Consider the following 24247-nt stretch of genomic DNA (forward strand, 5'->3'; position numbering starts at 1 on the left):
GCCCGGTTTATTGGTCATCTGGGAGAGTACGCTATTTATCCCCTCTGCCGAGGTGTCGATATTCGCTTGGTAGCAGACCTGTCAATTCGCGAAAAATTCGGCTGAAATATTTTTCATCCGTATAACCCACTCGCTCCGCAATCCAGAAAATCGTGTTGTTTGTATTCAATAAATACTCTTTAGACTTCTCTATTCGTATAAATCGGGAGTACTCATTAAAGGTTTTCCCCATCAGATCCTTGAAGCATTGACTGAAATAGCTTCGGCTGATGTTCAGTTGCTGGGACAGACCTGAAGCTGTAAAAGCTTGGTCCAAATCATTGTGCATGATCATAATCGCTTTTTTCACGGCGTCTACAATTTCCTGTGAATACGAAGTCTGTTCATCTGACTTACGAATGCCCTCAGAGGTCTGCTTGATCCACTCTTCTACCTCGTACCAGGATTGAAAAGAATGGATCATTGAGATTCTACCCAGCGTAGTCTGGGCAAAAAGGTGATTCCATTCCATAACTATAGAGTATAGCAATCCCATCAGCTGGCCTTTATGCAGTCTTAGTGATTTGAGCTGTTCAATCAGTTGGTTGTAGTAACTATCGTTGTGGGTCCATGGTGATAGGAACCAACTTTGCTTAATACGATCCATGTCTTCATCCTTCGGTTCTATTGGAAAAGAGTCCTCCACATCCATCGAAACGGCAATGACAGGATCATAAGGGTTGTATGCATAGAATAAGGACGTTTCTGTATAATTCATAATCCAGTTTTGGATTTGCGACCATGTTCGGTCTTGTACATCGGATATAACCAGCAAGGCGCCTTGGGGAACTTGATTCAGGGATTCCTTCAGTTTATGGAACAGCTGATCCTCTACGTCCATGGGTGCCGTCCACATCCAACAGTTCCGTTCAACCTCCCATCGGATCTCGTCTACATTGGATGTCAGTTCAATCGGCCAGCTCTGTCCTGACTTGCGATCCAGTGAAACAAGTGCATACACATGGCGATAATGGACATTGGTCTCACTTAGCAGAGGCAGCTTTCGTCTTGTATTCGCCAGTTCGTCAATCCGAGCATGTATTCGATGCAGCACGTGTTCGAATTGCTCCTTCTCGAGCTGAACTTTGGCTATATAGTCGATGGCTCCAAGTCTGAGCGCTTCTTGGATATAATCGAAATCTTGATGCAGTGTTAATACGACAATATGTAGTTCTGGATAGAGCTGCCTTGCAGCTCGCATCAGTTCAATACCTGACATCACCGGCATCGCGAGATCGGTCAACATCAGATCGACCGGTTGGGCTTTCAGAAAATCCAGTGCTTTCAACCCGTTACTTGCTTCTCCTACAACCTCCATATTGAACTCGTTCCACGGCATCGCAGAGCTTATTCCTTTTCGTACTAATTTATCGTCATCCACTATCAATACCTTAATCATCCTCAGACATCTTCTCCTTTGATAGGAAGTATGAGCAGTATACTTGTCCCTGTACCCAATTCACTTTCGATCACCAGTTGTGCTTGATCTCCGTACTGTGCCCTCAACATGCGGTGGACATAATTGAGTCCAATGCCCATCCCTACTTTTTTATGTTCAGTTATACGATTATTCAGAAGTCTTTGAATCGCTTCCTCGGTCATGCCTGCTCCATTATCCTGTATTAAAATATTCAGCGTTTTAGCAAGTGTAACTTCAATTTGAATAAAACCTTCGTCACTCAGTCCATGATAAAGTGAATTTTCAACCAACGGTTGCAAAATAAAACGAGGCACAGGTATTTGAAGCACTTGATCATCCGCTGAAATACGTACGTCAAATTCAAAGTCATATCGAATTTGCTGCAGGATTAGGTACTGTCTTAGCGCATCAATTTCCTCTTCCATCGTGGATACTTGCCCTAATTTACCCAAATTGTAATACAACAGCTTGTTTAAGGATTGCACCAACTTGTCAATCTCCCCTTGTCCGTTCATGACGGCCAGCCAGTGCACAGTATCCAGCGTATTCATCAGAAAGTGAGGATTGATCTGATATAACAATTTTTCCACTTCCAAATCTGCACGAATCTTCTCTTTCTGCTGCACTTCCTTGAACAGGTCGCCGATTTGATGCTGCATATTTGAGAATTCCCCCAATAGAAAATCAAACTCGGGAATTTGAGTGCGGGTCTGGCTGCCTGCCTTTTGTGGATTCTGAGACATTCCGTTAATTTCCGAATGGAACAGACCTAATGGTTTGTAAACCATCTTCCACAGAAGCCAAGCCAGAAATACGGTAAAGCCGAGAAAGAATAAAGCGACCAGTAATATTTGAAGCAACCACTGGTTTTTCTCCTGTTGATACTTAGCCTGCGAAATTACCGATATGACGCTCCAGTTCTGAGTGGAGTCCTCCTTAAACCAATGGTAATCACGGGATATTCCATCTTTTGCAGTACCTTTCGATATGCTGGAAAAATTCTCTCCGACCTTCATCGCTTCTGGAATTTCACTGTAAACAATGTTGCCCTCACCATTCAGGATTAAATGCGATAAAGCTCCTTTGTATTGATTGTAACCCAGTATATCCTGTGTAAGACGAAAGCCGGATTCGATGTAAATATATACATCGTCCCTTTGAGGCAGCTGTACCTTTCGCATAGCAGATAAAACAAGCTGATCATCAAATCGGTTCATACTCATATGGGGACCATAGTACGCAATGCCATATGATTTGGAAAGCACAGGCAAAGACTCGGGAGAAAAACGATCTTTGATGGGAAAGTTAGCGAACTGTGTAGTGCCTTCTTTCTGGAAATAGTATAAGGTCAGACCTATATTCGGATTAGTAAACGTTACGACATTTAACTCATTCTTTAATTCATCTCTAGCCTCAATCAATTCAAATATATTGGAGGAAGGCTTCAAGACTTCATCCAGTTTTTTGCCTAATGTACCACTATAGGATAATTGCTGAGTAACATGATTCAGGTTGGTAATTGAATTTTCCAGTGATGAAGTTACCTGCTGTAGATTGCTCCTAATTCCATCATTGATTTTATTCGCAAAAATGGAATCAATGGTATAGTAAGAAATTGCAAATATACTGATAAAGGGAATAAATGCGCTGAGAAAAAACAATAAAAAGATTCTTTTTTTAAGTGTCATTCCGACCCATTCTCCTTAGGTAAATGAAAGAGCAAGCCCCAGGTTATGAGCTTGCTGTTTATGAATAACAGCTCTATCAATTATCGTCTTCCTCATAGGCAGCGACCTATTTGAAAATTGGCGACATCTTAATCCGATTCAGATTGAAAAAATCAGGATACCTCCATCTCGGTGAGGTCCAATTCTGTTCATAATTATAGATTGATATTCAAATATGTCAAACGCTTTCATGGAATTCATAGAACTTATTCTCTCTTCCTCTTTGCATACATCGACTTGCCGTTTTTAATTGCTTATTGTAGTTGAATTTTTAGCATGTAAAAAAGACTCACTCCGTCTTCAACAAGTGGAATAAGCCTTCTAAGCTTTCAATAACATTTTCTACTCCTAATTCTTACAAATGTTGTTGTTGATCAGGATTGGATGCCAAAGCAACAAATAATTTCTCTCCTTCACTCAGCACTTGTAGAAATTGTTCTCTGGCCAAATTGGGAGCAAACACCAGTAACTCGGCCTAACAATTCATATTTTTCCTCCTTACTAACGTTTAACTGTAAACCTCTTGTTCCAGCACCCGATTTACAGCCTTGATAAAGGCAAGATAACCACCATCGGTATCGTGCCGATGAGGAAGAGCCAAAAGCATTGTCTCTTCAACCTGGTTATCGTCTAACTCATAGCTGTTTGTCAGGATTTCTCTGATCTCATCGACGGGTGTACCGAGAGCAAACTTCTGAGCTGCTTTATAGATATCATAGTTCTCATAGATATCCTTCCGTGTCAACTTCTGCAAATCGATAAAATCATATATTTTTTTAACGAAATACAGCACCGCCAGCACAATTGAGATCAGACCCGCAATTGTTAAAATTTCATTCATTCCCCATACCTCTTTCCCTTTCCACTCAGTTGACAGCTTAGCCGATGAAACAGACGAACATGGGAGTGCCCATCTCACATGCCAAACCTCCTTATCCTCTCTACTTCCGAATTCAGCGTAACATTTTCACCATTAGTTTAGGATTAGGGTTTTCATATAGGTATAAAGATCACCTTAAGATTTAGATGACAGATGAAAAATAAAGAGACCATGCTCCAAAAGAGCATGATCTCTAATTACATCATTATAATATGATTACCTAGCCATCATCTCCAACCTGAAGCATACGATAACCAACTCCGATATGTGTTTGAATAAACTTAGTTTGTGATGATGTTTTTTCTATTTTTTTTCTCAGCGTTGCCATAAACACACGCAGGGCAGGAATGTCATAGCTGTGGCTGCCCCAGATTTCATGCAGAATAAAATTATGGGTCAGTACTTTGCCTACATGTTTTGCCAGCAGGCAAAGCAGTTTATATTCGCTTGGGGTCAGGTGAATTTCTTCTTCACCAATCCATACGCATCCTGCTGCATAATCAATTCTCAAATTTCCATTAATAAAGCTGGAAGCATCCTTCAGGAGCTTATCACTGTCATTTCGAATTCTTCGTAAACTGACTCGAAGTCTGGCCAGCAGTTCTTCTACACTGAAGGGCTTTGTTAGATAATCGTCCGCTCCAGCATCCAGCGCATCTATTTTATCCCGATCTTCGCTGCGTGCGCTGACCACGATAATAGGCATATTCGACCATGCACGAAGCTTTTTTATGATATCTACACCGTCCATATCCGGCAGCCCCAAATCCAGAATCATTAGGTCCGGCTGCTTGGATACTGCTTCTAAAATCGATGCTTCCCCTGTTTCAGCCGTATGGTATTTATAACCCTGTGTCTCCAGGGTTGTCGTAATCAGCTTGCGGATGGGTTTATCGTCCTCCACAACAAGGATAAAAGGTTTATTCATGAACATTCACTTCCTCAGCTTGCAGGGTAAAATAAAAAATCGTCCCTTTAGGGACATTGTCCTTAACACCAATAGTACCTCCATGAGCATTCACAATTGATTTGCACAGAGAAAGCCCCAGCCCTAATCCACGGCGTCCGTCCCCATGAATGTTGTCTGCCGTATAAAACATCTCAAACAGTCTGACCTTGACTTCTTCTGAAGAAATACCGGGGCCATCATCTGAGATTTCTACAACGACTATATGTCTTTCGTGTCTTGCGGAAATCGTGATGTGAGAGCCATCTTGGGTATACTTGATTGCATTATCAATCATATTGATCAATACCTGAACAATAAGTCGGGAGTCCATTCGAGCCATCATCAATTCATCATCCAATTCCGTCTGAATGACATGCTTCACACTGTTGCGATTCACATGAAGCAGAGCCTCCGAAATGACTTCCTCCATTAATTCTGCCTGAAAATTAAGATTTAGAGTACCACCTTCGATTCGACTAATGGACAGCAAATTTTCTACTAAATTGATCAGCCACATGGAATCGTCATATATATCCGTATATAGACCTTTTTTTTGTTCCTCGTTTAGTACCTCTGAGTTTCCAAGAAGAATCCCCGCATTGCCTGAGATGCTGGTAAGAGGAGTGCGTAAATCATGAGAAATGGACCGAAGCAGACTGGCACGGAGTTGCTCCTGCTGGATTTGCATGGAGATCTCTTGTTGTCTTTCGTTCAGTTTTTCTTTCTCCAGCGCCAGCGCGCATTCTCCCAGCATGGCAAGCATTAGGCTATTTTCAAAAACTTCTAAAGGTTCTTCCTCATCCATTACAATAGCTGCCACCGCAAGAACCTGATCTCCTCCACGCACCGCATGATATAGACACTTAGCGCCAAAAAAAGTATCCGTCGTAGCTCCTGCACGCTTGTTGTTTTTATATACCCACTCTGCAACTGCACGTTCGTTGCCTCCTGTGTAGACCCCTGGATCAACTGCAGATTCTTTCTTTGGAAAAAACTGCGGCGCCGACAGTTCCCCTTGGTCAACTGAATAGAAAATGACCATTCTGTCCAACAACTTCACCATTTGATGCGCCATTTCATTAATAATAGCCGGAGAGTCTTTGGCCTGTTGCAATTTCCGGCTTGTTTCCAGAAGCACCTCGGTACGGTAAGCTTTTTGCGCGGACTGCCGAGCCTGCTCTCTAACTCGCATAGTTAGTGTACTCGTCATGAAAGAAGCAGCCAGCATGACCAGAAAGGTGACCGGATAGCCTGAATCATAAGCCTGTAAAGAATAATAAGGCTCGGTAAAGAAATAATTAAACACAAGTACACTCATAACCGAAGAAATGGCGCTATACATTCTGCCCTTGGTCACAATTGCATTTAACAAAACCCCTAGAATGTACACGGTGATAATGTTAGCTTCTCGGAATTCCAAATACTTAAACCACAAGCCAATAATTGTGCACACAGTCAAGATAACAATGGTCTTGATAGTATCTGCCAACGACAGCATTGGGTATTTTTCGTAAAAAGGCAATCTTTTATATAAGGAGGACTGAGTATAGGGGATAATATAGATTTCAATATTAGGAAGCAAGGCCGTTAGTTTATCCATTACATTGGATTTTGCAAGCCCTCTTCTCTTGTAAGGGGAGCGTCCTAGGACAATTTTCGATACATGGCTTGTTTTGACATATTCGGAAATCTGTCCTGGAATATCGTCTCCATACATCGTTGCGATTTGTGCACCCATTTGCTCAGCCAGCCTAAGGTTTTCCCTTAACTCCGCTTTATTTTTTGATGTCAATTCTCTCGCTTCTGGTGTTTCCACAAACAACGCGGTGAAATGACCATGAAAAGCTGCCGCCATTCTTGCTGCTGTTCGGATCACTTTCTTATTGGAAGCAGCCGAAGACAGGCAGACCAGAATATGTTCTTTCGTATCAGATTCATTTGTTATCGCCTGCTCACTGATTTGCTCCGCAATTCGGTTTAACTGACTTGCTGTATTACGCAAAGCAATTTCACGTAGAGCCGTCAGCTTCTCCTTGGTAAATAAATGAGCCTGTGTATTCTCCTCCTCAGGATAAATCTTTCCCCTATTCAAACGTCCTATTAAATCATCCGGTTCAATATCGACTAATTCCACCTGATCAGCACTGTCAAATACACTGTCCGGTATGCGTTCGTCAACGGAAATGCCAGTAATGGAGTAAACAATATCCGTTAGGCTTTCGAGCTGTTGAACATTCATCGTCGTATATACATGAATTCCTTCGCGAAGAAGCTCCTCCACATCTTGATATCTTTTTTTATGTCGGCATCCTGCCGCGTTGGTATGGGCCAAATCGTCCAATAATATAAGGTCAGGGCTTCTCTGGAGCGCTTGGTCCAGATCAAATTCCTTAGTTGAGGATTCTTTATTTGAAATTTTGATGTAAGGAAGAAGTTCAAGTCCTTCCAACAGCGCCGCAGTGTATGGCCGGGCATAATGTTCAATATATCCAACTACGATATCTATACCCTCTTTTTGCTCTTCGTGGGCGTCGCTAAGCATCGCACAGGTCTTCCCAACACCTGGTGCATATCCAACATAAACCTTCAATCTTCCTCTTCTTTTCCTTACCGGCAAGTCAGTAATTTGATCAAATATGGACTCGGCATCGTTCTGTTTTGCTGCCATCCTGTGCCCACCCTCTATTATATATCTCTCAATCCTTAGTATATCATGGGCAAAATCAGTACCGTATTACGAATTTGCCTACAGCATTAAGATTGTATTAAGATCCGTTCTTATGTAATAACATCCTTAAAGAAGCCTCAAAATCCTGATTCTATACTAGCTTTCTCAGTGGAAGGATAGCAGCAAAATAATATAAAAAACTTTCTAAAGCTGGCTAAGTGCGAACTTAAATAAGTTTCAGTTTTTTTGAAAAGCCTATACAACAAAAAAAGCCGCCAAAATAGCGACTTTTAATAGGACTATGTTCTTGTCCCTCGACAAATGCTGATCTGAACCGCCAAGCTCAATATTGCATTGCAAAACGACCGAGCCGCAACCTTGCATTAGCGGGTAAAAGAATTCATGCAATGAGATAGGTTTCCCAAAAGCCATTCATACAAGCCGCTCCCCTGGACCTCCCGACCCAGCTGTATTTTCTTTCTTGGAAGTCAACATCTTCTCGCTTGGGCTTTGTGCTTTGGCGAAAGTATAGCTATTGTTCGTTTTCCCTATAGCGTTGCTAGCTGTCACTTCCAGCGTATAGCGGGCACCGGGCAGATCACCCGTGCCTATCGTTAGTTTGTGGTCGGTAGTAAAAAACCGCCGTTCAGTCTCTAAGTACCACTGTCGACATCGGTGTAATTGAGCGTGATTTCCTGACTATCCCCTTGGAATGTTCCTTCCGGTTTATCGATCGTAACCGTCGGTTTTGTCCCATCGGGATTTTGCGGAGTAATCCGTCCTTCCTTGATCCATCTCTCGCCACTTACGGCATATCCAGGCATTTGCGATCCGGGTATCTGATTTCCATTTGAGTTGAATATGACCTTCGCCTGCGTCCAGTCCGGGGCTCTATACACATACCAGCCGTTGCCTTCATTCTGCATGGCCACGCCCGGCCAAGCTGAGCCTTCCCTGAGCGGAGTCACGGAATCATCGTAGTAGTAGATGTTCGGTACTCCCCAGCCGGAAGGCTTGTAGAAATGAACGGTCATGCCCGAGCTCGGTTCCTCCTTCGTATATCTGAACATCTTCTCTGTTTGACCAGACAAATTCGCGGCGACTATTTTCAGAACAAACGTCGATCCGATTGGAGTTCCAGCGCCAATGCTGACCATATCTCCCGAACTGAACGGAGTCACCGGCCCCCCGTTCAAAGTGTACGTTGCCGAGTCTGCATTGGAATAGTTCATTCTCACGTTAACAGAATCTGTGAAAAAGGCTCCTTCCCCAGGATCGACGGATACTGACGGAGTTTGTTGCGCTGCGCTATACAGTACGGCGATCCTGCCTCCGTCCAGATGGCCGGTAATTCTGCCGTTCGACACCGTAAACGATCCACCGCCATTGGCCTTGTTCTGGTAAACGCCGTCCTCCAGTCTGGTAGGGGAGTTGATTTGAGCATTGCCTCCAAGATTCACAATCGTCATGCCTTTGGTACCGCGTTCAACCTGCATAATTTGATTCCCTTGCGTCCTAATGTATTCGTCTTGACCTACCATGGCATTGTGGAACTTGTTAATGGCAACGACGTCCGGGTCCTTCCAGAGCGTATTCCCCGCATCGCCGAGCCGATTCGCAAATTTCCCACCTCCTGTCGGTCTGTTGAAGAACAGAGAGGTCGTCTCCGCCCGGGAGGCGATGATTGCCCAGCCCATTTTGATTTGCCAATCGTTCAACCCCGTCGATTCGCTGTTGTCGTTGGCATAAGTGTCATGCGATTCGACCCAGGTAACTAATTTGGAGGGGCTTACATTATTAGCGTTAAAAGATTTGGCCGCATCAACATTGATGCCACCGTGATAACCAACGGCGCTTCTGACACTGTCCCCATAGCTGGAGGCGGCCAAGCTGAGGTAATTGGCATAGCCGGCAAAGTTGTCAGCTCCACCTTGAAGCACTTCTCCGTAATTAAACAGTCTATCTTTATTGTTTAACGAACCCAGTACCCGGGGCCAGAAGTTGGAGCCCCCCGGATCGTTGGGCAACTCAATATGCTTGGCGGCGTCGAATCTGAAGCCGTCGGCGCCCAAGGAAATGGCGTCATTCAGGAAGCCGATAATGATATCTTGCAATTCCTGGTTAGACGTGTTGAGGTCGGGCAGACCAATTCCCCACTGTGTGACTTGCCAACGGTCATTCCAGTTTTCCACACCTCTGGCCTCATGCCAGAAATAGCTGTTATTCTTGATTGCCGAATCAACATTATGCGCCGGCTGATACTGCTGATTTCCACCGCCCGCATTCCCCGTATGATTGGCGACAACATCAACAATGATACTTATGCCGTATTTATCCGCTTCCTGGCAAAGCTGTCTGAAATCATCCCTGCTTCCCAATTGAGAGTTGCCGATTTTAAAGTTGATGGGCTGGTACAAAATCCACCACTTGCTGCCTTCTGTCAACCCTTCCTTGCTGGCTTGGATTGGCGAAGTTTGCACCGCTTTAAATCCCGCCTGAGCCAGTTCCGGAAGGTTCCTGGTGATGTTGTCAAAAGACCAGTTCCACGCATGAAAAATAAGACCATCCTTCGTTCTTTCCGGGAGTTCGTAGTTTGCGACAGCCGATAGCTTCGCATCCGAACCTCCTAACTGCCGAACATCGGCATTCGCCTGTGCTTCGGGAGTAAAGCCATTCGTTTGCAACAACAATACGACAAAGAGAACGATACTCCAGGTACGCCTCAAGATGGGGCTTGTCTTCCTCCTCATACTAAACTCTCCTTTTAAATTTTATTTTACAACCAACCTCTCTTGAGAGATTAGGAGTAAATAAAAGAGGGCAAAACAACATGTATACGCTTCCAAAAAGGGCAATCGTTTGCACATAATTGAGCTCAACGACATGATTTCATTTATTTGACAATTTGTCAATGCTTATATTAAAGATAAATTTCCAACGGCCTTTTTTCCCCCTCATTATTATTCACTGTGCCTTCAAGACTTTTTGGACGTTGACTTCAATTACGAACTGGTTTTCTTAGATTTGAATAATGTCCCTGCAATTGCATTGACTAGTAAAAGTATGGTTGATATAATCATAAAAGGAAAAATCATTGGCATAGTGCCCTGTGGATGTTTTTTTCATATTTTCTTTTGTAAGCGCGTACAATGATTTATTTCCCTACATACCATGGAGGAGGCGATCAATGAATCTATTTTATCCAAATAAATGCCTTTCTTTTTTTTACTTTTAATGCAACCGGTTGCAAAATCCATTCCACTAAATATTATCAGGAGGTTGTTAACTTGCTAAGAAAAAAAACTGGGAGTTTTATTTCTTGGTTGATTATTTTATCGCTTTGCTTCAACTTCTTCGGCTTACCCGGCGTAGCTTCGAGTAACAACGATTATACAGCCACCTACACGAATTCCACAGCGACTGCTCTTCCATCGACAACCGCTTCGATCACGTCTACCGTTACCGCAACGTATACACCTACCACAACAACTAAATCAACTCAAACTGGGTTAACGGTTCACTTTAAGAAACCTTCAAGCTGGAATTCAGCGATTCGAATCCATTACTGGAACCTGAATCCGGCAAGCGTTCCGATAAGCGGGGCGTGGCCAGGAATCCTGATGAAGTCGGATGGAAATGACTGGTACAGCTACACCATTGCCGATGCCACAGGCTCAAGCCTCATTTTCAATGACAGTAGCGGCAAACAAACGGCCGACTTGTCCCGCAGTGTGAAAGAGGGCTGGTATTACACAGATAACACATGGTATGATGTCAGCCCGGAAATGCCTAAAATTCCGGCGATTTCCGCCTCTCCTGTACCCAAAACATATGATTCGTCCCAAACGGTGACGCTTTCCAGCACCAACAGTGATGATAAGATTTACTATACGATAGATGGTTCGACACCTACGACATCCTCGACCTTGTATACCTCTCCAATCCAAGTTGCTTCCTCTTTGACCATTAAGGCCTTCGGTATCAACTCAATCGGGCAAACTGGAAATGCATCCTCTTTTGATTATGTAATTGACCTGAATGCAGATCTGCAAGCTCCGACAATCACAGCGAATTTGCCTGCCGGGCATTCTGATTCCTCGGTGACTGTATCCTTTAACCTGAAAGATAACAAGGCGGCAACGACCAAGGCATACTATACGGAGGATGGTACAGAACCAACCACAAGCTCAAAAGTCTATATTCTCGGCAACGCGCTGACCGGATTGACTGGACCGTCTATTCTTATCTCCAAGACTACGACATTAAAATTTCTCGTTATAGACGGCGCTGGTAATCAAACCAAGCAGAGCTTTGTTTATAATATTGGAAATAAGAAGGATTTTCGGGAAGACACCATCTATTTCGTGATTACTTCTCGGTTCTATGACGGTGATCCGAGCAACAACGTGCACGCATGGGATGATGGAAAGGCGCGCAATCCAGATTCGGACCCGGCTTGGAGAGGAGACTTTAAGGGGCTGATTCAAAAGCTCGATTATATCAAAGCCCTCGGATTCAGCGCCATCTGGATTACACCTGTTGTGCAAAATGCCAGCGGTTATGATTACCATGGTTACCATGCTTTAAATTTTGCCAAAGTAGACCCACGGTATGAATCGGCGGGAGCTTCTTATCAGGATTTGATCAATGCAGCCCATGCCAAAGGGCTGAAGGTTATTCAGGACATCGTCGTCAATCATACGGGTAATTTCGGTGAAGAGAATCTGTACCCCATGTTCAAGAAAGATCCGGCTAAACCGGATACTGCTAACAACTTGGTGAAAACTACGGATAAGCTGCCACCAAACTATGATACTATGACACCCGATCAGCAGTATCAGGCAAGGCTCGCCTTAATGAAGAACGAGGGAACGAACAATAACATTTACCATACAGAGAAAAGTCTTTCCTGGGAATCCTATACGGTTCAGACTGGTCAGATAGCGGGAGATTGCGTGGATTTGAACACGGAAAACCCTGCAGTTAACAAATATTTAATTGATACCTACAATCACTATATTGACATGGGTGTTGACGCTTTCCGTGTCGATACGGTGAAGCATGTGAGCCGGTATATTTTCAATAAATACTATATTCCTGCCTGGAAAACAAGAGGCGGCTCGGATTTCTATATTTTTGGAGAAGTAGCCACACGTTACAGAGATGTTTGGAACAGTGGAATTCCGGCGATCTCGACGCCATTCTATACTTGGAAAAGCTCGAAATCGTATCCAGGCGATGGAAAGAATGACTACGCCTCCAATAAAGCGTCAGTTGAACAAGAGTGGACGGACAACTCTACTACAGCAGGACAGCCAACCTCGAACAATGCTCTCTTAAACGGAAATACCTATCATACGCCTGACTATTCGATGAAATCGGGCATGGATGTGATTGATTTTCCAATGCATTGGGCATTCAAGACCGCGCATGAAGCATTCAATATGAGAAGTGGCGACCAATACTATAATGATGCTACGTGGAATGTAACCTATGTCGACTCGCATGACTATGCTCCTGACCAGGCTCCGGAAAATCAAAGATTCGCGGGCACACAGGACACTTGGGCTGAGAATCTCGATCTGATGTTCACCTTCCGCGGAATACCCGCTATCTTCTACGGCTCCGAAATCGAGTTTCAAAAAGGGGCAACTATTGATACAGGTCCAAACGCACCGCTAAGCAAAACGGGACGAGCATATTTCGGCGATCACGTGGAAGGCAATGTTACGGTACAAGATTACGGCAAATACACAAATGCTACTGGCACGCTTGCGGAATCGCTCAACCATCCTCTGGCGAAACATATCAGACAGCTTAATTTAATCAGAAGAGCTGTTCCCGCCTTGCAAAAAGGCCAGTATTCCACAGAGAATGTGTCGGGCAATCTGGCGTTTAAGAGAAGATATACCGACAGTGCCAAAGGCATTGACAGCTTTGCATTGGTCACGATTTCAGGAAACGCCACGTTTACCGGAATTCCGAACGGAACCTATGTGGATGCGGTGACCGGTGATTCCAAAACCGTTACTGATGGCAAGATTACCCTGACATGCTCCGGCAAAGGAAATGCAAGGGTATATGTATTGAATGGTAGAGGTGGAATTGGAGAAACGGGAACCTATCTGAAGTAAACGGTAGTATGTCTTAGATAACTGAAGCAACCTCAGTTCGGTATTGCACTGTGCTAAGGTTGCTTCCAATTAAAAAGTATATCTAAGAGAGAGAGTCAGGATATTGCTCTGAACTAAATTTTTAACGGATGGGAGTGAACCAAGATGCCCCAACGACAGCTTCTATGTGCGTAAATTCTTCCGTATATTTAATGACCAACAACCATCAAGTATTAGCGGTTATCCCGCCCCTAGAACTGATAAAGCGTGAGCACGTACCCTGCTCTCTTGTCCATTCCGTTGTTGTTTATCCCCCCTGCATTGCTCCCCGAAGGATAGAGGCTATCAGACGCTTAATGAATGAAAAAAATGATTTAGATGGTCGGCAAACAATTTAGGATTTTCCATAGCGGCGAAATGACCGCCTTTATTCGCTTTCTCCCAGTACGTAATATTATAGACGTGTTCTACCCAGCTTCGGGGAGGCGTGGGCAGCTCCTTGGGAAATAAGGAAACCCCTGTTGGAACAGTAACGCGCTGACCTTCGGTGAAATGCAGTTTATTATTCACGCGATCCCGAGACCAACGACTGTTGGATAACAGCTTTGGTGTACGTACATGGTATAGAATTCGCGCAGGTCAGTGTTATGGAACTGGATCGTAAATTTACAGATATTGATTTTGAACTGAGTGCAATTTCTTTGTGAGCTGGTTTCGGTAGAATTGCAAAAGAACGACTTTTATAATTGTAGTCAAGGAATGATGCATAGCTTTTTGCTTTCCGAACTGCTCACAGGCGAGCTCAATGATGCTAATGTCATCGCAATGCGACTGGCTCATCTGGACTGGACGCTTACACCTACCTAAGAGTGATGACCTTGACAGACCTGAAGAACAGCTTTTTTGACGGGAAAGTTCAGTTAGTTGCACAGCATATGATCCAATTGCTACCGGATAGCCGCTGGATCGTATATCAGGGACGCATTGTATTTCTCATTTCCCTCGTTGATTCATCCTGTAAAATCATTGCTGAAGACAAACGATTTCTGGAATTTCTCCAAGTAAACGATCTAACTGCTTCGCTGAGTGACTGCTTTAGTCATTTAACTTTTTTGCGAAAATATTATAAGCAATGCCTAACCGCCGTCGAGATTGGTTTCCAACTTAATTCAAACAAGTCAGTGTATATGTATGAGGACTATCTCTTCGAGCATATTGGAAAGATCATATCGGAACAGAACGATCTCGCTGACTTCTGCCATCCAGTTATCCAAAAGTTAATTGCTTATGACAATGGCCACAAAACAAGTTTACTGCCCACCCTTGAAGCCTATCTTCAATATGTGGACACTCCAAATCTTGCTGCTAAAACACTTTTTATTCATAGAAATACTTTGTTCTATCGAATCAACAGGATACGTGAGCTTTTCGAGGTTGATCTAAGCGATGGTGATATTCGCCTGAAGCTTCAAATGACTCTTCATTTTCTAAAACTGAAAACACAACGCGGCGATCCTGAAGATCAGAGATAGAAGGCTAAGAGTATGCAAAAAAACATGCAGACAAAATTTCTTATCGATACTTTGTCTGCACGCTGGTCTTTTCTAGCTACCATAAGCATTCAGATAGTTCGCTGCTGTTCTAAGATGAGCAGCAGTTTTTCTAATTCCATCATTATTCAGCTTACCAGCTTTAGGCCAACTGCTGAACCGAGTACCATCGCGATGAACAGAATCCTCGCGGTATTACGCGGTTCACTGTAGAAGATCATGCCCAATATGGCTCCGCCAGAAGCTCCAATACCGGTCCAGACAGCGTAGGCCGTTCCCATTGGTAGTGTTTCCATGGCCAGGGATAGAAACAAAAAGCTCAATCCAAAGCCTGCAAGCAAGTAAAAAGCAGACAGGAAATTCCGGTCTTTATGGAGCTTATTAATCATGAGAACTCCCATCATCTCAAATACGCCTGCCAAAATAAGAAATACCCAGTTCATACGTCAGTGCACCTCTTTTCCTTGTTTCTTCTCTTTACTCTGTATTTTGAGTCCTACAACTCCGAGCAGAAGCACCCCGATTAGCAACAATTTAGATCCCTTTACCTCAGCACCAAACAACAAAATTTCTGCTAATACAGTGCCGGCCGTTCCCAATCCGACAAATACTGCATACACCGTACCTACCGGAAGCGTACGGGAAGTCATAATCATGAGTATGAAACTTACTAAAATGGCAACTAAAGTGCCCCCCCACTCTAACCAGCCGCTGGCATGTTTCAGGCCGATGACCCATCCAACTTCGAATAATGCCGCAACTACAACAGATAACCATGTCTTGTTCATTCTGTGCTTCCTCCTTTTAGATAATGCTGCAAATGTAGTATGAATTTATAGCAGCAATAAAAAAAAGCCTGAGAGAATACTGCATACAGCAGTTTTTCTCCCAGGCTTTTATCCCTCCGTGGCACAGTACGACGACTGTGAGTTTTCTCTCGGACCAGCCGATATTATCGCGGAACCCTAGAAAACATTTTTGAATTCAATTTTATAGTTAACATTATACATATTAGTGAATAAAACACAATATAAAATCAATAAAAATTCGTATATCTCCCTAAACTTATATCATTGTTTTGGTCATTATGAAATCAATTTGTTCTTCATCACCCATATAAAAAGAGTGTGCGCCAGTTTGAACAAACCCCATTTTCTTATAAAAAGCAATGGCGTTTTCATTTTTTTCCCATACACCGAGCCAGATTTTCTTTTTATTATGTTTCATCGCAATTTCCATAGATTTATTTAGTAGATATTTACCAAGCCCCTGTTTTTGAGATTTGTTTTTTATATAAATCCTCTCTATTTCGAGCGACTCACCACCCATTTTTTCGGATTGGGCCTCATTTATATTTACCTTTAAATATCCAGCAAGTTCTTCATTGAAATAGATGAAAAAGAATTCTGAAGAGACGTTGGACAATTCCTTCTCCAACTGTTTAAAGTTAAATGCTCTTTCCAGATAGGCCTTCATATTTTCAGGTGAATTCAGATCCTTAAAAGTATCGTTGAATGTTTCAATACTTATTTCTTGGAGTATTTGTAGATCTTCACGGCTGCACTTTATTATTTTTACAGTCACTTTAAATTATCGCTCCTTCATGTAAATCAATAATTTCTCTTGTTCCCTTTTTTTACAAATTCCCATTCATCACCTATATTTTTTCTTACTCTTTGAAGAAGATTAAAAATGGTGTTTACTTCACTTTCCGAAAATCCCGCTAATGCAACATTATCCGAATAATCATGTTCTCTTTTTATAAAAGGATAGACTTTATTCCCTTTTTCTGTTGGAAAGAGTTTATTAATTTTTTTGTTATGCTGATCCTCTTCCTTTTCAATAAATCCGTTAATAACAAGTTTTTTTATAGCACGAGATGCGGTTGTTCGATCTACTTTTATCATCTCGGCTAACTTTTCTTGAATGATTCCTGGGTTTTCACATATTCGTACAAGGTATAAATATTGTCCTTTTGTAAGGTCATATTCTTTAAATTCGATATTGCTTATAGAATCTAATGCTCTTGCGATCATTCCAATTTCACGAAGTACTTCCTTCATAATGAACTCCTTTACCCCTGTTTTGTTGCAAATGCAATAAAAATGATATATATTGAATTTACCTTATTTTTATTGCATTTGCAACAAAAAATTATATTAAAGAGGTCGAGTAAATTGAAATATATTTTTTTCGTATTAGGAATTTTTATATTATCCCTTGGAATTTCGTTCACTATACAATCAGACCTTGGGGCTTCACCTTTTGATGCACTTTTAGTAGGACTGTCTATAAATGTGGGGCTTACTGTGGGAAGTTGGGAAATCATAATAGCTATAATATTGATAGGTTGTAATTCGCTTTTAAAAAGACAAACACCAGAAGTTTTGGGGTTGTTAACAGCATTTATAACGGGTATTGGTATTGATATGTGGCTTTTTTTACTGCACAATTTGATAACACCTGAACTATGGTACAGCAAAGTTGTTTGTTTTGGAATTGGTTTAGTTGTTGTAGGATTAGGAACTGCAACATATTTACAGACAAATTTTGCACCCATTCCAGTTGATCGATTAACATTAATCATAAAGGAATTAACTAAAACAAATCTATTTTTTTCGAGAACATTCATCTACCTTATATTCTTGATCATAGCAGTCCTTTTAAACGGACCCATTGGCATTGGAACCTTGTTAACCGTTTGTTTAGGGGGGCTAATACTCAATTACTTTATGCCATTTACTAAAAAAATACTTGACCGCATATTAACACACTCTGCTACATCACCAAATCATGAGAAAGATAAAAGAGACTGAAGCTTGATGCTCATATCTCTTTGTTTCGATCTTAAGTTTGTCTTGGTCGAGCTTCAGTCATAGCATTTTTTTCGGGACTAACGCCTGCGCTTGTTATCCTGCTAGCTCCTTTGCTTTGGGAAGAGACGCCGTTTTAGTGCAGCTAGTCGGATTCTGTATCATTATCCTCTCTCTTATCGTTGTTAGATACAAGCGAGATCTGCAAGTAGGACAGTATCAAGACTGGCAATGGGGCATACTGGCCATCTTGTTTTATAGGCTTTGTAATTAAGATTAGACAAGTTCCTTCTTCAACAGATGTAATTTTTAATGAAGCAAAACAAAAAATCAAAAAAATAAAGGGACACTTTTAGAACGTGTCTCAATTCTATCTAAAAGAAAAAATGAGTCGTCAAGAGATATTCGGCTTAATTCTTGCATTGATTGGAATTATCGTAATTAAAATGATGGTTTAATCAAATTGATCTTTAAACTGCATATAAATCAAACCAGCAATTTCTAACAAAAGAAGACCCGCGTTATTGAAACGCGGGTCTTCTTTTGTTAGAGTTCATTGAGCTTACTCAAAGTGGTACCTTTTATATAATCTAAACAATTCGGAATATAAAATGGAGCTAATCCATCTTATACTCTTCCCCTAATATATAATGTGCATAATCAACCTAAACTCGACGAATTGTTTATAATACTTAAATTTTCAAAGGGAATTGTATTTTTTTTAATGTTAGTACATGAGCGTTGTGTCGGAAAAAGAATACTTTGCAGGCAAGGCAGTCGGACAAGCCGCCACCCTCTGCACACGCAAAGTGAAATCATTGCATTTTAGAAAACGGATTTAGAAAACAAAGTCGATGGAATCCGGTGAGAAGCCTTCCGGCTGCTCGTCCGAGTTCACCTGAATATCGCTTAACAGCAAATCTGGATCGATTCCAATCTGGGACAGGATCGCTATCAAATCTCTGGTTAATCTCTCAATAGCGTCAGCCCCAAATAGCTTCGTGCAATATTCAAAGGAACCCTTCATCTCCCCATCTTCATCACTCATAGACAAAGTCAAATCGAATTTGGAAATACGATGCTCCCGAACATACGGGCTGAAGGACAGTGTTTCAAGCTTCGCTTCCGGCGACTCTGTGTTTTCCAGTACAAACATGGTGTCGAATAACGGGTTACGGCTTGCATCCCGTGTTACATCCAGCTTTTCCACCAACTCTTCCAGTGGATAATCCTGATGCTCGAAGGCTTGCAGCGTACGATCTCTGGCTTCCTGCAAGTAGCTGTGGAACGTTTGGTTGCCCTTCGGCTGATGCCGGATGGCTAGCGTATTGACGAACATTCCGATCAGTGGCTCCAGCTCAGGCAACAAGCGGCCTGCTACCGGCGTACCGATGATCAAATCGTCCTGACCGCTGTATTTGGACAGCAGAACGGTGTAGGCGCTCAACAGTACCATGTACAGTGTACTTCCGGTCTGTGCCGCAATTCGGTGCAGTTGCTCGGATACATTCGCGTCCACTGTAAATTCATACATCGCACCCTCGAAGCTGCGAACAGCAGGTCTAGGATAAGCAATTGGCAAATCCAGTACCGGCAATTCTCCGGCTAAATGCTCCAGCCAGAAGTGTTCCCGGCGTTGGTATGATTCACGCTGCATCTCCTGCTGCTGCCACACGGCGTAGTCCTTGTACTGAATTTGCAGCGGCTCTAATTCCTGCCCTTCGTACAGTTGTACCAGCTCCTGCACGATATTGTTCGACGATACACCGTCTGAAATAATATGGTGCATATCGTACATCAGGAGATGGCGCTCTGGTCCGGTTTGAAGAAGACGGACACGCAGCAGTGGTGCCTGACGAAGGTCAAAGCTGCGCACAAAGGACTCGATATAGGCATCGGCTTCGGACTCCCTGGCCTGCAGGTGCTCTACTGCAAACTCCACTTGATCGTACACCCGCTGAACGACCTCGCCTTCCACCATTTCAAAAGAAGTCCGCAGCGTTTCATGGCGGGCTATTAACTGACGGAACGCATCCTCCAGCCGATCGACCTGAAGCGGCCCCTCCACGGTTAATACACCCGGCATATTGTAGCTGAGATCCCCACCTTCCAGATGGCTCAAAATGTACAGTCTTTTTTGAGCCGAGGAAACCGGGTAGTACGCCTGTTGCGCCGCCGCAGGAATCACCGTATAGGTGTCTGTGCCGTGCGTTGCGATGAGCTGGGCTTGCTGCTCAATCGTAAAGTGTTGGAACACCTCACGCAGCGTAATCCGGCTGTCCAGTTCCTGATGGATTTTGGCCACCAGCGTCGTTGCCCGCAGGGAGTGCCCACCCACGTCAAAGAATGAGTCGGTGACTCCTACGCTGGACAGCTTCAAGACATCCTGCCAGATTTGGGCTAGCTTGGCTTCCAGCGGCGTCCGCGGTGCAACGTACTCCAGGCCTCCTTCGAGGCGTGCTTCCGGCGCCGGCAGCGCCTTGCGGTCGATTTTCCCGTTCGGTGTCAGCGGGAAACGATCCAGTTGTACCACATACGTCGGGATCATGTAATCGGGCAGCTTCGGCTGCAGCGCATTCCGTAGCTCCGGCAAACTCAGGGACGCTGAAGCTATGATATAGGCACACAGATCCTTGTGTCCATCTTCGTTTTCCCATGCTGTGACGATGGCTTTCTGAATGCCGTCCACGGTCAGCAGCTGCGCTTCCACCTCACCCAGCTCGATCCGGTACCCCCGGATTTTCACTTGGTGGTCAATCCGGCCCAAATACTCAATGCTGCCGTCTGGCAACCACCGGGCCAGGTCGCCCGTTCGGTACATTCGGTGTGCGTAAGTGCTGTCCGCTTGATCGGTTGCTGCCGCAACAGCGAACGGATTCAGGACAAACTTCTCTGCCGTCAGCTCTGGCAGATTCAGGTATCCTCGTCCGACACCTGCACCCCCGATATAGAGTTCACCTGCGATACCGATCGGTACCAGCTGTTGCTGGCTGTTCAGGATGTACACCGACTGGTTCGCGATCGGCGTTCCGATAGATACCGTATGCTCCCCTTTTTCCAGCAGTGCGTTCAGGGACTCCATATCTTCAATCGTATAAGCGGTCGCATCTACCGTCGTTTCGGTCGGACCGTACACGTTCGTAATCACCGGACGATACCCGGCCCATTTGTGTAGGAACACATGTACCAGCTGCACGGATAATGCTTCGCCACCGATCAGGTAATGCTTCACTTCCGGTGCTTCCGTCACACTGACACTTTCATTCAAAATATGCAGATGCGCAGGTGTGCCGTCCGACAAATCAATCCGGTGTGTGCGGTAGTAGGCGATCAAATGCTCTCCGCTCAGACTGACGTCACGGGACACCACATGCAGGGTGTGGCCTAACAGCAAGCTGGCAAAGATTTGCTTCACCGAAGCGTCAAATACAAATGCTGACAGCCATGCGACATGAAGCGGCTGTTCGTAACGACTGTATACTCGTTTCCATAAAGCATCTACCAGATTGCTAACACTGCTCTGCTCAATCATGACCCCTTTCGGCTGACCGGTGGTGCCTGACGTATAAATCATATAGGCCAGGTTATGCGGGCCGGCGATAGGGATCAGGTTGCTCGCATCCTGTGCTCCCAGTTGAGCTTGAGCGTCCTCGTCATCCAAGACTACAGCTCGAACTGTGGATGGCAAGCTGAGCGACAGGTTGGCAACTCTACTTGTAATCACGACCTTGGCCCCACTGTTTTGGAGCATGTAGTCGATGCGCTCCTGTGGATACATCGTATCCATCGGCACATACGCGCCTCCGGCCTTCAGTACCCCCAGAATGCTCACCAGAATATCCGCAGAACGTTCCAGCAATACGCCCACCGGTTGATCTGCTTCGACCCCTTCCGCTCGTAACACACGAGCCAATTGGTTCGCACGCTCATTTAGCTCAGTGTAGGTCAGCGCGGTGGCCCCAGACACAACGGCTATCCGCTCAGGGTTGCGCTCAGCTTGCTCTTCAAAGCGTTCGCTGAGCGAATGGCCTTGCACCTGTCTGTGTTCAGCACAACGCACGCTATGTGCATTCGGATCATTGAACACCTTCAGAATCTGCTCGGTTTCTTCCGCCGTAATCAACTCCAGCTCTCCCAGCTTCGCATCCGGATTCGCCGCCACGGCTTCGACCAAGCGAACAAAGTGACGCGTCATCCGTTCTACCGTTTCGCGCTCGTACAACGCAGTTGCATACTGCAATCCAAACTGGATGCCTGCCTCTTCCTCTCTAGCTTCCATCATCAAATCAAACTTGACTGGCGTTTGTTCCAGGCCGTATGGACGGAAGCTCAGGTTTGCCAGTTGCAGTTCGCCTTCCTCAGTCGTTTGCAGCGTAAACATCGTATCGAACAGCGGATGGCGGCTCATATCCCGCTTCACGTTCAGCTTTTCCACTAGCTCCTCAAACGGATAGTCCTGGTGCTCGTAAGCTTGCAGGGCACGCGTCTTCACATCCTCCACATAGCTTCGGAAGCTTTGCTCTGACGTCGGATAGTTCCGCAATGCCAGCGTTCCGACGAACATCCCAATCATCGGCTCCAGATCGGCATGCGGTCGTCCGGCAATTGGTGTGCCGACTACGATATCTTCTTGCCCGCTGTATTGGTGTAGGAGTGCAGTGTACGCTGCCAGCAGCACCATATACAGCGTGGAGCCTGTGTACGCCGCCAGTTCTTTCAGCCGTTCGCTGACTTCACGTTCCAATCCGAACACCACCGTATCGCCTGCCGTACTTCGCACCGCCGGACGGGCAAAGTCCGTAGGTACATCCAGCACTGGCAGCTCACCCTGGAAGGTGCCCAGCCAGTACGCTTCCTGACGTTGCATCCACTCTTGATGGGCTTCGCTTTGCTGCCATACCGCATAATCCTTGTATTGTATCCGCAATGGTAATAGCTCTTCACCGTCGTACAAGCGGACAAATTCATCGGTCAGTACACCCATGGACACGCCATCCGAAACGATGTGGTGCATATCGAGCATGAGTAAATGCTGCGGTTCCTGCTCGGTTCCTTGTACGCCCAAATCTACCAAGCCTACTCGCAGCAGCGGAGCAGCTTGCAGATCGAACGGTCGTACAAACTGCCGCACCCGTTCTTGTACTTCCTGGCTGACCATCGTGTCCGCATCCGTGGTTGTGTCCTGGTCTGTACCCATAGTCGCAGCTTCTGCCTGTACCTTTGTATATTCCAATTCAAACGGCACAGTGTCCTCAATCCATTGCATTGGCTCACTGTCCACTAGTGCAAAGCGGGTACGCAAGGTCGCATGACGGGCGATTAATTGATGGAACGCGTTTTCTACCCGCTTCACATCCAGGGGTCCGCTCACTTGCAGCACCGACGGCATGTTGTAGTTCACATCATACGGGTCGAACTGATGCAGCACATACAGTCGTTTTTGCGCCGACGATAACGGGTAGAAGTTGCGTTCTTCCGTTACTGGAATGGACGCATATGTTACTTGATCCAGATATTCCAGTACGACTGCCAATTGCTCAATCGTTGGTGCTTCAAAAATACTGCGCAATGGAAGCGGCTTGTTCAGCTCCTTGTGAATCCTCGAGGCGAGCGTCGTCGCCCGCAGTGAATGTCCACCAATCTCGAAGAAGTTTTCCTTCACGCCGACCTGCGCCAGGCCCAGCACATCCTGCCAGATTTGCGCCAACTTCACTTCCACCCACGTCCGCGGTGCGACATAGTCGGCTACGCTTTGCAGGCTGTCTTCTGGTGCTGGTAGAGCCTTGCGGTCGATTTTACCGTTCGGTGTCAACGGCATCTGCTCCAGCTGTACCAAATACGAAGGCACCATGTAGTTTGGAAGCTCCTCGCCCAGTAAGCTGCGCAGCTCACCAGCGCTCACTTCCCTTTCAGCAACATAGTACGCCACCAATTGGTTTTGCCCCTGTTCGTCCGCCTGGGCCAGTACGATGACCTCTTGTACATCCTCCACTTTCAAAATTTGTGCCTCGACTTCGCCCAGCTCGATCCGGTAACCCCGGATTTTCACCTGATGGTCGATCCGGCCCAAATATTCAATGTTGCCGTC

Annotated in this window: 14 protein-coding genes, 1 pseudogene and 1 riboswitch; of the genes and pseudogenes, 3 read left to right on the forward strand and 12 right to left on the reverse strand. The window is 44.8% G+C overall.

What is annotated here, in order from left to right; translation table 11 throughout:
- Positions 1–31: 31 nt before the first annotated feature.
- The 7 genes and pseudogenes from JOD82_RS26965 to JOD82_RS26995 form a co-directional block, all read right to left on the reverse strand.
- A complete protein-coding gene (locus tag JOD82_RS26965; RefSeq protein WP_069011466.1) occupies positions 32–1438 on the reverse strand; it encodes a response regulator transcription factor in 1407 nt (468 codons plus the stop codon).
- A 2-nt stretch (positions 1439–1440) separates the two neighbouring features.
- A complete protein-coding gene (locus JOD82_RS26970; RefSeq protein WP_069011467.1) occupies positions 1441–3147 on the reverse strand; it encodes a sensor histidine kinase in 1707 nt (568 codons plus the stop codon).
- Positions 3148–3694: 547 nt separating this feature from the next.
- On the reverse strand, positions 3695–4105 hold the full coding sequence (locus JOD82_RS26975; RefSeq protein WP_256026067.1) for a hypothetical protein: 411 nt from the start codon (positions 4103–4105) through the stop codon (positions 3695–3697).
- 181 nt (positions 4106–4286) lie between these two features.
- Entirely contained in the window at positions 4287–4994 is a 708-nt protein-coding gene (locus tag JOD82_RS26980; protein WP_029515325.1) for a response regulator, read from the reverse strand.
- Positions 4987–7683 (reverse strand): sensor histidine kinase, encoded by a 2697-nt coding sequence (locus JOD82_RS26985; protein WP_209950305.1) that lies wholly within the window; start codon positions 7681–7683, stop codon positions 4987–4989. The genes JOD82_RS26980 and JOD82_RS26985 overlap by 8 nt, the downstream gene beginning before the upstream one ends.
- Before the next feature lie 315 nt (positions 7684–7998).
- Positions 7999–8115 (reverse strand): annotated as a pseudogene (locus JOD82_RS26990) (hypothetical protein); the annotation flags it as partial.
- 221 nt (positions 8116–8336) lie between these two features.
- Positions 8337–10433 carry a starch-binding protein gene (locus tag JOD82_RS26995; protein ID WP_081317572.1) on the reverse strand — a complete coding sequence of 699 codons (2097 nt, stop codon included), beginning with the start codon at positions 10431–10433 and terminating at the stop codon, positions 8337–8339.
- A 537-nt stretch (positions 10434–10970) separates the two neighbouring features.
- On the opposite strand from JOD82_RS26995, the gene JOD82_RS27000 reads away from it, so the two are divergent.
- Both JOD82_RS27000 and JOD82_RS27005 read left to right on the forward strand, forming a co-directional pair.
- Complete coding sequence (locus tag JOD82_RS27000) at positions 10971–13817, forward strand: alpha-amylase family glycosyl hydrolase (RefSeq protein ID WP_069011470.1); 2847 nt, start codon at positions 10971–10973, stop codon at positions 13815–13817.
- 857 nt (positions 13818–14674) lie between these two features.
- Complete coding sequence (locus JOD82_RS27005) at positions 14675–15328, forward strand: helix-turn-helix domain-containing protein (protein WP_069011471.1); 654 nt, start codon at positions 14675–14677, stop codon at positions 15326–15328.
- A gap of 146 nt (positions 15329–15474) precedes the next feature.
- Here JOD82_RS27005 and JOD82_RS27010 read toward each other — a convergent pair whose 3' ends face one another.
- The 4 genes from JOD82_RS27010 to JOD82_RS27025 all read right to left on the reverse strand — a co-directional run bounded on the left by JOD82_RS27010 (position 15475) and on the right by JOD82_RS27025 (position 17409).
- Complete coding sequence (locus tag JOD82_RS27010; protein ID WP_023988641.1) at positions 15475–15789, reverse strand: DMT family transporter; 315 nt, start codon at positions 15787–15789, stop codon at positions 15475–15477.
- Positions 15790–15792: 3 nt separating this feature from the next.
- Complete coding sequence (locus JOD82_RS27015) at positions 15793–16134, reverse strand: DMT family transporter (protein ID WP_069011472.1); 342 nt, start codon at positions 16132–16134, stop codon at positions 15793–15795.
- Between the two features lie 95 nt (positions 16135–16229).
- Positions 16230–16326: riboswitch (guanidine-I (ykkC/yxkD leader) on the reverse strand.
- An 85-nt stretch (positions 16327–16411) separates the two neighbouring features.
- Positions 16412–16930 (reverse strand): spermidine/spermine N(1)-acetyltransferase, encoded by a 519-nt coding sequence (gene paiA, locus JOD82_RS27020; RefSeq protein WP_069011473.1) that lies wholly within the window; start codon positions 16928–16930, stop codon positions 16412–16414.
- 26 nt (positions 16931–16956) lie between these two features.
- Positions 16957–17409 carry a MarR family winged helix-turn-helix transcriptional regulator gene (locus tag JOD82_RS27025; protein ID WP_029515334.1) on the reverse strand — a complete coding sequence of 151 codons (453 nt, stop codon included), beginning with the start codon at positions 17407–17409 and terminating at the stop codon, positions 16957–16959.
- Positions 17410–17523: 114 nt separating this feature from the next.
- Between JOD82_RS27025 and JOD82_RS27030 the strand changes: the two genes are divergently transcribed.
- Entirely contained in the window at positions 17524–18162 is a 639-nt protein-coding gene (locus JOD82_RS27030; protein ID WP_069011474.1) for a YczE/YyaS/YitT family protein, read from the forward strand.
- Positions 18163–18997: 835 nt separating this feature from the next.
- On the opposite strand, the gene JOD82_RS27035 is transcribed toward JOD82_RS27030, so the two are convergent.
- The coding region (locus JOD82_RS27035; RefSeq protein ID WP_209950306.1) for a non-ribosomal peptide synthetase at positions 18998–24247 on the reverse strand (5250 nt) is incomplete at its 5' end.

This window comes from Paenibacillus sp. 1182, assembly GCF_017833915.1.
GTDB lineage: Bacteria > Bacillota > Bacilli > Paenibacillales > Paenibacillaceae > Paenibacillus > Paenibacillus polymyxa_D.